A 13,442-nucleotide genomic window follows, 5' to 3' on the forward strand; every position below is an offset into this window, starting at 1 on the left:
ACTTCTCATTTACGTATGAATATATTGAAGATTTCATTGGCGGCCTCATCAACAGACATGGCGTCGTTCATCATTTCGTCCAAGAGTCTGCCGCACAATTGATCATCAAAATCTACATTGCTTTCATTTTGCGGCAGTAATGCATAGGCTTTTAATTGATCCTTACTTACAGATGTCCAATAATGCTCTTTAGCAAATGGATAGGTTGGCAGGCTGATACGGCGAGGTACCTTCCCCGTATAAAGTTTTTCCCAATCCAGATTTAGCCCTTTGGCCCATAGCTCCAGAAGCTTTGTATATTTTCTCTTGGAAACCCAATGTTCAATCAGTTGTTGCAGGTCTTCGTCCCCCGTAAAAATGGATAACGCTTCTTTGTTGCGTTTTACCTGACCTCTATACAGGTTGAGCATATGGTGGCGTCCGTCCACGAATTCCTTTAATTTCTCCTCAAGATCTGTAATTGAATTCACCAGCATGGCTATACGCTCCTCCATCGGTTCGCGTCCCACCTGGAGCGTATAGGCAATATCCAATAGGCTGGCAGAGGATAGCTGACCCTGAAGAGCCTCAAGCAGTTGGCGCCCTTTTTCCTTAAGCTGTTCCTCACTCTTGGCTGATAGCACGATCATAGCAGGTCCCTGAGAATCAGGTTCGATTCCTGACGGCTCCTGAACCTCGGGAATGTACTCTTCAATCACAATATGAGCGTTGGCCCCACCTGCACCGAAAGACGATATTCCAGCCCGTCTCGGATACTCCTGAGCGATTCCATCCGTTGTAATTATCGGTCTCTTCCACTCTTCTAGGCTCTGCTGAACGACAAAAGGAGTATTGTTGAAATGAATTTCAGGATTTAACTTCCTAGAATGTAAGGACGGCACTAACTGGCGATGCTTAAGCTGCAGCAATATTTTAGTTACTCCTGCAATGCCTGCTGCGCTCTCGGTGTGACCAATATTGGATTTGACCGACCCTATGGCGCAGAATTGCTTGTCTTGTGTGAATTTCTCAAAAGCCCTAGTTAATCCGGCAATTTCAATAGGATCTCCCAAAGCCGTGCCCGTTCCATGGGCTTCAATATAACTGATGGTTCTTGCATCAACATTAGAACGTCGAAGCGCATCCTCAATCAGCTGGGATTGAGCTTGAGGGCTAGGCACGGTATAACCGCTGGTTTTACCTGAGGCATTGAGCATGCTCCCTTTGATGACACCATAAATATGGTCACCATCTTCAATAGCCTTTTCCAGCGGTTTTAACACGATGGCGCCGACGCCCTCCCCATCAACGAAACCATCCGCTTGATCTCCGAATGATTTGCATTCGCCAGTTTTCGAAAGCATGGTCATTGCTGACAGCTTGATATAGTGGATTGGGTCTACGATCAAATTGACCCCTCCGACAATAGCGCACTCACTGATACCGCTATACAGACTTTCCAAAGCCAGATGGATAGCTGTCAATGAGGAAGAACAAGCCGTATCGATGGTCATACTTGGACCTTGGAAATCCAAATGATAGGATATCCGATTGGAAATGGAATTGTATTGAGGCCCCAAACCGTAATTTCCATTCATTACGCCCGCAAATACGCCCACTTTTCGACTCGCACAAAGATTGGCAGGGGTATATCCGGCATCCTCTATACTTGCGTATGCGGCTTCCAGAAAGAGCCGTTCCTGCGGGTCCATAGTTTCAGCTTCTGCAGGAGAAATTTTGAAAAATAGCGGATCAAATAAATCGATTCCATCGATAAAACCGCCTGATTTGGTATAGATGGTACCTCGTTTTCCTTTTTCTTCGTCAAAGTAGGTCTTCCAATCCCAACGGTCTTTCGGAATTTCAGTGATGCAGTTTTTGCCTTCTTTCAGGTTGTTCCAATATTCCTCCACATTACGAGCTCCTGGATAACGTCCTGACAAGCCCACAATCGCAATTTCGCTGATAGTAGAAGAATGCTCCGTCGGCGTTTTAGCTTTGCTGACAGACGGCTTAAAGAAGCGTCCTTCCCGTGCAAACCTCATTGGGGCAATATCGATTACCTGTGGAACGGGGACCTCTTCCACTCTGGAAGTTTCTTCGCTCATCTCGGTCTCCTCCATACCTACCAGCTTCTTTAACGAATCTTTTTGCGTTTGAAGCAGGTACGTAACCAGATCATCTATGGTGTTGTACTCAAAAAACAGGGTGCTGGCAAAATCCTCGATGACCTCACGCAAAACATTGGTGATTTGCACAACTAATATCGAATCGATCCCATACTCTTCCAGGGCAACTGTCGAGTCGATGCTTCCCGGTTCCATTTTTAGCGTCTCACCCAGTAAATTTTTAAAGTAAGCCGTGCTTTTGTTGCGCAGCACATTTTCTGATTCTGCCTGTACCGCCTCTTTTTTGGGCTGAGCTAGATGTTTCACTGATTCCACTTCAATGGTCCTATTCTCTATCAATATGGATTTCCGTTTTGATTGTCGCTTTTGCCGAACCAAACCGTCACTATGGGCTGCAACGATCTGCTGGCCCCAATCATGCGCCTCCTGCGCCGGGAAAAACGCTGTGTGAAAGCCTTCTTTGGCCAAAACGCTTTTCCACACGTGAGGATACAGTCCAGGGCAGCCGGGAATACGCAATTCCGAATCCTCATACGCCCACCAGCCATCCAGCAATCCGAAGGTAAGATGGGTAAACACGCTACTGCCCATGAGTTCATTTAATAGAAGCAGGCCGTTGCTTTTCATAACCGCTTTCGCATTGCGTAATGCCTGGCGAATATCTTTCGCCGTATGAAGTACATTGGCAGCAATGACAATATCATATTTCCCCGCATCAATACCTTGTCCAGCAATAGGTTCTTCCACATTAAATATTCGATAGCTGAGATACGGATTTTCTGGCCCGTACTCTTTTTCCGCATGCATTAAAAAGGCCTTCGAAATATCGGTATAACAATATTCCTGAATGTGTTTGCGATATGGTCGTAATTTGAGGAATACGGTGTTACTGGTTCCTCCGGTGCCCGCTCCGATTTCGAGAATTCTAATTTCTGTAGCGGAGTTGGTCATCATTCTCTGCTGAACATAGGCCGCGACCGTATCGGAAAGAACTTCATTAAAATAGTCGGCGACCAGGCTGTTCTTATAAATCCCTTCCACCAGCTCCATAGAGGAATTAGGGAACATAATTTCTGTCGCAGGACATTTGCCAGTGATAATTTCAGGCAAAGCCTGCAGCGTTGTCTCAGCCAAATGTACCCTTGCTCGCATCTGCGGATATTTCAGCCATGTATGCTTGTGCTCTTCCCATTCCTGCCAGACATCCTCTCTATAAGTCGAGCTGGAATCGTTTCCACCTGAAAAGGCATCATTCATCCGTGCCAGAATTTTCACGCTCTCTCCTAGCCATTTGCCATATAACTCAGGCAGTTGATGCTTTTGTTTAAACTCGTCGACAGATTGACGATCTGTCCCTGACAGCCCCATGGACAAAAGCTGCTCCTGCAGTAGCTTGCCCAGAAGGAGTTCCAATTCCCTTTCCTGCAAGCTACCAGCATCCTCTGCCGCATATTCCTCGGCAAACCGGGCTTTTGATTTGATTACTGCAGCAATATTTTCTTGTATATCCTTAAAATCCGTATTGTGTGGGTACAGGTCAATGACTTCTGCCGGATTAGTCCCTTCCAACTCCAAATGCTTTGTTGTTTTCATCAGTCCCATTTGATCCAGTGGTGAAGCAAGCAACGTCTCAAGGGCCTCCATTCCCTCTTGAGGCTCAATAAGTCCGACGCCGATCTGCGCTAGTCTTGAGTAATTTTCCACCTCTTGCTGCCTGTCTGGGAAAGCATTGTTCTCGTCGTTTCCCCAGTATCCCCAGTTCATGACTTTCACCGGACAATGCCATTCTTGTGAAAGCCGCTGTGCAAATGCATCCTTAAATGTACATCCAGCAGCATAGCTGCTTTGCCCCGGATTTTTGACATAGGCAATAATAGAAGAGAAAAACAACACAAAATCCAGCGGTTCGTTTTGGAAAACCTGAGCCATGCGTACACTGACATCGACCTTTGCCGAAAGTCCGGACCGGAGCCCTTCCTCAGTCAAGTCTTCCAATCCCTTCTCCAAAAAGGCAATAGCAGAATGGACTACGCCGTTGATCTTGGAGTAACGCTGCTTTATCTCCTCATATGCCCCCTGCAGCGACCTTTCATCTGTTGCATCTGCCGTAATATAGCATGGAACAGGCCCGAGGCCTTTAAATTCGTCCAATTTAGCTTGAATGGATGCACCCTTTGACCTTCTGCCTATCCACACCATCTGGGCCTGATAGGTCGAGGCCATATACTTGCTCCATGCCACTCCGATGTTGCCTGCACCACCGATAACCACATAGACGCCTCCGGTTTTGTACAGCGTCTCTCCTTTTGGGTCTGGAGTCTGCTTAAACGGGATTAACTGCTGGCGATACCACTGCCCGCCTCTAAATACCCACATCCGTCCCTGGCGGTCTGAAGGCAGCGTAAATAGTTCAGATAACGGCCAGTCATAGTCAGATTGCAGGTCTATGATACGAATTCTCCAGTTTGGATATTCTTTGGCCATCGTGCCTACCAACCCATGTAAACTTGCGTGAGCCGGGTGGACTGTATCTTCCTGATCGATCAACTGAGCCTGAGTGGTTATAGTTGTCCAGCCTAGCTTTTTCGTTCCATACCCTAGCAGGAGCAGCGCCTTGACCATTCTAAAGAAGAGCAAGACTCCTGCCTCCTGCTCCTCAATCAAGGATTCAGCAGTGACCGATTCGACAGACATAGTAGGTGCAATCCATAAAATATGGTCAACGGCTCCATATTCTTCAACCTTTGAAGCAACCGTTTCGATGGAATCCTGCGCCTGAAGCTCCAAAAAATGCACCTTCGGATAATATTCCATGATAGCCTGTCTAACTTTATCCGTACCACCAACAATGACCATTCGGTCTGTTGAAGATGGGAAAGCTGATTCTTTTCTAAGCGCAACGGGGTCCCATTTGGGGATGAGCATGACAGATCCTGCAAGCGGGTCGGCAGCATGATCTCCTGTGACTGCGCCTTGGGCATGCTCAGAGCGAAAATCTCCGTCCAGCGCTCGGGTGGATAATCCTGTTATTCTGACACATACGTTCCCTTCCTCATCACACAAGTCAATATTAAGCTTCTGTACCTTGTTCTCTTTCTGGCTACCCTCGCTATATTGAATCAACGACCACATGGTTGAGGTGCATCCCCCATGGATTTCGATCTCTTGAAGAGCGAATGGCATGTGAGCCGTATCCTGTGCTGTGCTGCCTGGCATCCCTCCATCTTGGCCCATGATCAATCCAATGGATGCATGCAAGGCTGCATCCATTAAGCTAGGGTGAAGAACATAGCTGTCAGCCGAATCGGAGAGCATGGAGGGCAATGCCAGCTTGGCCAGTACCTTGCCCGGACGTGTGTACATTTTCTCCACACATCTGAAGGCTGGGCCGTAATCCATTCCGATTTTTTGGAAGATATCGTAGCAGCGCGCCCCCTCATATCCGTGTGGATCAAATTCTGCCTGTAATGCCTCTAGATTAAGCATCGGGGTTTGTTCCACATTCAACAGCACCGCATTGCCCTGGCTGTGCACGGTATGTCCGCTATCGTCTCCTTCTTGCTTACTGTATACTTCAAAGCTGATTTTTCCGCCGTCTTCCAGGAATAGTCCGGTGTGTACTGACAATGGCCGATCTCCCACAACAATTGGCCGAATCCAGTTTACATTTTTCAACCGGATTCCTGTTGCGCAGTTGTCCTCATCTCCTGTAGAACGTTCCACAGCCGCCCGTATCATCTCAAGATAAGCGACACCTGGGAGAACCCGCTGGCCTTTTACCATATGATCTTTGAGGAAAAACTCCTCGCCAGTAAACGTTGAGCTGAACCGCTGCTTCAAGAAGTTTGAAGTGTTGTGATGCAATAAAGGTGACAAAAATGAGGACTGACCTAGAGCAGTTGTTGTGCCATCGTTCTTCACCTGATTTACAGGCACCCAATAGCTTTCTCTGGCGAAAGGATAGGTTGGCAAACTAATTCTGCGAGGCTTTACTTCCCCATACAGCCTGTTCCAGTCTAACAACAGTCCCGTCACCCAGAGCTCGGCGAGCTTTCCATATTTACCCTTGCTCACCCATGCATCCACCATTTTAGCCATATCCTCATCAATTTCCTGGGTGACCAAACCTCCTTTGTTGCGCTTTACCTGCCCTCTATACAATTCCTCTATACCTACCTTTTCCAGCAGGAAGCTGTCCAATTTCCAATCCAGCTCTTGGATGGATGTGGCGATGATCGCCAGCCGTTCTTCCATTGCTTCTCGTCCGATCTGCAGCGTGTAGGCGATATCTGCGATACCTATATGCAGGTCGTCCAGCTCTCTAATGGCTGATAGTAATCTTTGCGCCTGCTCGTTCAGCCTGTCCTTGTTCTTGGCCGATAGCACGATCATGGCAGGATTAAGAGACGCAGGAGCAGCTTGCAGCTGAGCAGTCTCTGCTGGAATGTATTCTTCGATTATCATATGCGCGTTAGATCCGCCTGCCCCGAAGGCTGAGACCCCTGCCATCCTTGGGTACTCCTTGATTTCACCATCTATAGATAAGACAGGTCTTTTCCATTCCTCTAATTCCTGCTGAACTTTAAACGGACTATCACTAAAATCGATATTGGGATTTAACTTGCTTGAATGCAGCGAAGGCACCAATTGTTGATGTTTTAACTGCAACAGCACCTTTGTCACCGCGGCAATACCAGCTGCGCTCTCACAATGTCCGATATTAGACTTGGCAGACCCAATTGAACAGAACTGCTTGTCTCTGGTGTAATCCCGGAATACTTTTTGTAAGCCTGCAATCTCAATTGGGTCACCCAGTGGAGTTCCTGTCCCATGCGCCTCTATATAGCTAATGGCTCTAGGGTGGATTCCCGCCTCCTGAATGGCCTGCCCAATCACGCTGGCCTGTGCGTTAGGGTTGGGTACGGTATATCCATTGGTTTTTCCTCCATGATTCACCGCAGTACCTTTTATAACGCCATATATCTGGTCTCCGTCTGCTATAGCTTTGGCCAGTGGCTTGAGCAGCAAAGATCCGACTCCTTCTCCTGGCACATAGCCGTCACCTTGTCCAAAGCTTTCACACCGCCCATTGCTTGATGCAAAGCTTCCCTGTCCAAGCAATAGATATTTGTTAGGGTGAACAGAGACGTTGACTCCCCCGGCAACCGCCAGTTCACATTCTCCATGCTGCAGTCCGTGACAAGCCATATGAATTGCTGTCAGTGACGAAGAGCACATCGTATCCACAGCGATACTTGGTCCTTGAAAATTGCAATAATACGATACGCGGTTGGCAATCGCCGAGGCATTTCCGAGAAGTCCAAGCATATTCCCTTTAGCTTGTTCCTGAGCTCCATAAAGCTGATATTCGTGATACATCACTCCGACATAAACGCCAACATTGCCTTCCATGCCGCCAAGTCCTTGATCTGAACAAAGCGTTTCCCGCGTATAGCCCGCATCCTCTATGGTTTCATACACGCATTCCAGGAATAGGCGCTCCTGAGGGTCCATCGTTTCCGCTTCTCTTGGCGAAATGTTGAAAAACAGCGGGTCAAACAAGTCCACCCCATCAATGAACCCTCCCCACTTGCTGTAGGTTTTCCCAGGCTTCCCTCTGGTTTCATTAAAGTACAGACTGTGGTCCCAGCGTTCCTTAGGAATCTCAGTAATGCAGTCCTTCCCATCCCTTAGATTTTTCCAGAACTCGTCGGTATCTGCCGCCCCCGGATATCTTCCCGATACTCCGATAATGGCAATGTCCAAGCCTTTCTTTTCCTGACGGGACTGCATCTCTATTGAGAGAGGCCATGTACGTCTGCGACCCGCAGCTATCGAAGGCAAAGGTTCTAGTGCTGCTTTTGCAGGCATGTTCGCCACTTTATGAGAAGATGTATTCTTCTCCTCTTTTAAAATGTCCTCTAGCCGGCCGCGATGCGATTCAAGAAAATATCCTGTTAATGAGCGGAGATTATGGTATTCAAAAAATAATGTTTTCGGCAGAGAGCCAAACGTTTTCTCCAATTCATTCGTGAGCTGCATGACCAGTATGGAATCAATCCCATACCTGTCCATAGGTGCATTTACATTTATACTTTCAACCGGCAGCTTGATTACAGCCGATAGTATTGTTTTCAGATAGTCTTCAGCTTTTTCCCTTAGCCATTCTTCATCGATAAGCGAAGCTCCCCTGTCTTCCATACCAAAACGGTCTAAAGTCTCTGTTCCCGAAGGTTGTCCAAGAATGGCCGCCTTAATCGTTTGAGAATATCCTTCAATAACCATGACCTGACTTTTACCCGAAGCCAAGCTTTTATACAAAGCTTTTATTCCATTCTCCGTTTGCATGGCGACCATGCCCAGACTTTGCATCGCCTTTTCTGTTTCCTCATCGACATGCATGCCCCCATCCTTCCATAGCGGCCAGTTGATCGACAGCGTGTGCCCTTGGCGCTGCTGGTCTGCCACCAAAGCATTTCGGTAAGAAGCATAGGCATCCATAAAACCATTGGCAGCAGAGTAGTCAACCTGCCCTACATTGCCAAGACTCCCGGCGCCGGAAGAAAACAGAACAAAGAAATCCAGAGGCAAGGAACTGCTCGCCTGGTCCAAATGGATTAATCCTGAGACTTTGGGAGTCAGCACTTCTCTAACTTCTTCGATCGTCTTCTTGATAATGAAGTTATCCCGGATCACTCCTGCAGTGTGCAAAATACCATTAAGACCGCCAAATTGCCCGACAATGTCATCAATTAACCTGATGACCGATTCTTTTTGACCCACGTCCACCTGTCTGTACTCTATATGGCCATCCAGCGCCAGCGCTACCAATTCGCTTAACAAGGTCTGCTTATCCGCCGACAGAGGTGATCGTCCTGCCAGTACGACGGTGGAGTTTTTCACATTACACACAATGTCTCTGGCAAAAATCAGTCCCAGACCGCCTAGACCGCCAGTAATGAGATAGGTCCCACCATCTTTCCATGGCCGGACTGCATCTTCACGCAAGGTTTCAATTTCTTGCCACTTTAAAGCCTGTCGTTTGTCGCCATGATAGCGGATCCGTTCACCATATTGGTCGCTTCGATTCTCTTGTAATTTTGCAATAATCCCCTCAGTGTTAGTCTTTGCATCAAACTCTAGCAGTTGACCCTTAATATTTGGATTTTCTTTTTGGGCGGATTGCAGCATGGCAAAAAGCCCGGAATACACCTGTTGATCATTTCGGGCAGGGATTGCAATTTGCAGCAAAATTTTGGGTTTGTGTATGTCCAGCATCATAGTTTGCAATTCTTCAAATATCTGAATAGTGTAGTCTTCAAACCGCGCATCCAAATCAGTACCCGAGGACTGTAAAACAATGCAGCGTGTACCGTCCATACGGGCTTCAATATCCTCCCCGGCGATACCTCCAAATTCACACAAAACCACTGTATGCCGTGTATCGTCGAACGCGTTTTTTCCTGCGTGGACTGCCTTTTCCACCCAGACCGGCTCCAGCATGAGTGTGCCCACATTCTCAACGAAGACTGCCTGTTCTTCCAGCTCTCTAGATGAAAGTCCTTTGAGCTGCACGCAAATTTTCCCGGTCTCGTCGCAGAGATCGATATGTACCGTGCTCCATCCATTTAGTGTCTCCTCACTCGCATGTCTGGAAACCCGGGCCCACATCACAGAAGTGCATTTTTCGAATATTTCCATTTCCTGCAAAGCAAAGGGTACTGAAAGCTTGCCCTCAGGCACATGCTCTTCCCGATCCATCACTAAGCCAATTGTGGCCTGCAAGGCTGAATCCATCATAGCCGGATGTAACACAAATTCGCTTTGGGTATGAGATACATCAGATGGAAGAGACAGCTTTGCAAGCACATAATCCTCTCCCCGAAAGATAGTCTCAATCCCCCGGTGTCCTGATCCATAGTCTATTCCTATGGCTCTGAAAGCTTCATAGCATTGGTCTGAAGATAGTGAACTGCGGGTACATCCAGCCCGTAAGACGTTGAGGTCCAGATACTGCGGATCATTTGTTCTCTCCAAAATAGCTATCCCCTGGCTGTGTATTATACCTGCGGCGTCTTCTTCTACCCCGCTGTATATTTCAAACGCAATCGCTCCATCGTCCTGAGGAAATAGGCTGGTGTGTACCCTAATCGGTTTGTTGGCTACAACAACCGGCTGAGCCCATACTACATTTTTTAGTCGAATATAGGTGTAGGTCTCACCCTCCATATCATCCCCCGCCGCTGCTTCTACAGCCGCCCGCACCATTTCAAGGTAAGCTACCCCGGGTAATGTCGGTTGGCCCATGACTCGGTGATCCGCCAGGAAAAATTCCCGGCCTGTAAAGGTGGAGGCGTAGCGCTGCCCAAAGAGATCGGAAGTATTTTGATGCAGCAAAGGGTGAATTTGGGAGGTCATCGCCAAGTTTATATTTTTCTGTCCCATGTCAATCTCAGACAACCAATAGCGTTCCCTTTCGAAGGGGTAGGTCGGCAGACTGATTCGCTGGGGCTTAATTGCTCCATAAAGCGCGTCCCATTCAATATTTGCGCCACTGGCCCATAATTTGGCCACTTTATCAAGCCTTTTATTCTGAAGCCAGGTCCGAACGAGAGGCATGGTATCTTTGTCCGAATCAAAAAGCTCGATTTTGTCTCTAGCATCGTCCACTTGTCCGGTTAACACCTTGTCCGACGAGTTTCCATTTACAAAATGCTCTAGTTCATCGATCAGATTTTCTCTTGAATCTGTCAAAAACGTGAGTCGCCAGTTCATGGCTTCCCTACCTACTTGGAGGGTATACGTCAGATCCGACAGATTGACACTTTCGTGCAATTTGACAAAGTCTATCATATCGGCTGCATAGGATTTCAGAGCTTGTTCGCTTTTTGCGGACAGTACAAATAGAACTGGGTTATCTTGATTCACGGAGTCCAGCTTTACCTCAGAGGTTACGGGCACATATTCTTCAATAACCATATGGGCATTAGTACCGCTAAAGCCGAAAGCACTTACGCTTGCACGCCGGGGTGTTCCCGGTTTGGACTCCCACTTTTGTAGCCCGGTGTTAATGTAAAACGGGCCTTCCTCCAAAGAGATATGTTCATTTAAGGATTCAAAATTGATGGTTGGCGGCAATTGCCGATGTTTCATGGCGAGGAGCACTTTTATTACGCCGGCCACCCCGGCCGCAGTCAGCATATGGCCCATATTGCTTTTCAGCGATCCCAGCGCGCAATAGCCCTTTTTGCTCGTATAGGAACGGAAAGCTTCGGTAAGCCCTTCCACTTCGATAGGATCGCCCAGTTTGGTGCCTGTACCATGAGCCTCTACCATAGAAATCGTTTCAGGATGAATATTAAACCGCCGGTAAACCTCTCTTTCAAGTGAAATCTGTGAATTTACACTTGGAGCGGTGATGCCGTTGGTTTTCCCATCCTGATTCATTCCCCATCCGCGGATAACTCCATAGATGGAGTCTTTGTCCCTGATAGCATCTGAGAGCCGTTTTAATAAAATGACGCCGACCCCTTCTCCGGGGACAAATCCGTTTGCACGGGCATCAAAAGTAAAGCAGCGTCCGTCTTTGGATAGCATTCCTGCTTTGCTGGTCATAACATGCATCCCTGGCCCTGCCATGATCATTACTCCGCCCGCCAAAGCAAGATCGCTTGTTTCTAAAACAAGGCTGTTGCAAGCTTCAGCAATCGCTACCAGAGAGGAAGAACACGCGGTATCAATCGCCAGAGAAGGGCCTTTTAAATTCAGTAAATACGAAATCCGGGCCGATAAAATGGAAGGCGCTCCTCCCATAAGAACCTGCGCATTCAACCCTTGTCCGCTCATGGACCTTCCATAATCACTAGCTGCACATCCTACAAAAACACCGCAACGACTTCCCGACAGCGAAGCTGGATTTAATCCGGCATCTTCAATGCATTTCCAGCTACTTTCCAGAAATAGACGCTGTTGAGGGTCCATCATTTCTGCTTCCGCAGGAGATATATTAAAGAATAACGGGTCAAATCGATCCAGATCCTCGAGCACACCCATCCACTTGCTATAAGTTTTCCCCTCAGCCTTGGGATTGGTATCATAATATTCATCAATCGACCAACGCGTTGAAGGAATTTCCGATATACAATCTCTGCCCTGAGCTAGATTATCCCAGAACTCAGTCAATGTTTTGGATTTGGGAAATTGCCCCGCCATGCCAATAATTGCGATCGAATCCTTCTCCTGATCATACGCCATACGGGACACAGCTTTTTTCATATCAGCCTGCTTGAGCGGTTTGTGCGTATCATTGCTATTCGGCAGCTGTCCGTAGACCGTTTGAATCCGATCCTTTACCTCCTGCTGATGCACAAACGTTTTGTCCTGCATTTTTATTTCTTTCTCAATCGTAGCCGCCAGCTTTTCTCTTATCGGCTGAGCCATATGATTTTTCAGCTCAATCAATGACTCTCTTGGCGACTCGGACAGTTTTCTTGCCAGCTGCATTGCGTACGGCACCACTTCATTTCTTGGCAAAACAGGAAAAGGAGTCCCTTTGGACTCCAGTTCTGAACCGCTATATCTAGTACCAGTGAATAGAATTTCCTGCGCCATACTAACCCCGAATTTTTCGGGAAAAATGAGGGTTGAGCCTGCACCAGGCGTAAAGCCGTATTTCATAAAATTAGTGGTGTAGATACTTTCTCTACTCATCACAATAAAATCGCAAAACATCCCCATACACCAGCCTGCGCCAATCCCATGTCCCTGCATAGCGGCAATGACCGGCAGCTTGCAATCCAGTGCAATCTTGTAAACATTGGTATCGCTATATTTCGCCTTGCCCTCATGAATGGCCAGCAGACCCTCCTGTGTACCTCCTGTGGCAAAGTAGGTGTCATATCCCGTTAGAATCACAACTTTATAATTCTCGTTAGCCTGTACCGTCTCAAATGCCCGGTTCAGGTCCATAATCAGTTCATCGGAAAATGTATTTTTGTGCACTGTGTCCTTCATTGTTAATAGGACAATGCCATGCTCAAATTCCTGCATTTGAACAACAGACTGTTCTTCTACTTCGCCGTTAAACTCCTTCTCCGGTCCGTGAAGGCTGTCCAATGGCTGTAGCGAAAGTGACACTCCCTCTGAGGATGATTCCTGTGAAGTGACTTCCGATGATCCTTCCAAAGATCCATCTGAGAGCCCCCCCATAAATTGGAGCAATTGTTTTTCGGCATCTTCAGAATTTATTTCCCCTGTTTGTACCGCACGAAAAATATCTTTTGGATCCATAAAAATGCCCTCCTAGCCGTATGAAATAGGACGAATATCGTATCG

At 47.5% G+C, this 13,442-nt stretch carries 1 protein-coding gene; it reads right to left on the minus strand.

Going from position 1 to position 13,442, the window contains the following annotated elements; all coding sequences use genetic code 11:
- Positions 1 to 5: 5 nt before the first annotated feature.
- Positions 6 to 13,397 carry an SDR family NAD(P)-dependent oxidoreductase gene (locus tag FKV70_RS07095; RefSeq protein WP_142612250.1) on the minus strand — a complete coding sequence of 4,464 codons (13,392 nt, stop codon included), beginning with the start codon at positions 13,395 to 13,397 and terminating at the stop codon, positions 6 to 8.
- Between the last annotated feature and the right edge of the window lie 45 nt (positions 13,398 to 13,442).

Source organism: Paenibacillus ottowii (genome assembly GCF_006874425.1).
Taxonomy (GTDB): domain Bacteria; phylum Bacillota; class Bacilli; order Paenibacillales; family Paenibacillaceae; genus Paenibacillus; species Paenibacillus ottowii.

Excerpts from the sequence above, each read along its gene's own strand:
- FKV70_RS07095 (WP_142612250.1), bottom strand. The coding sequence starts at position 13,397 with ATGGATCCAAAAGATATTTTTCGTGCGGTACAAACAGGGGAAATAAAT.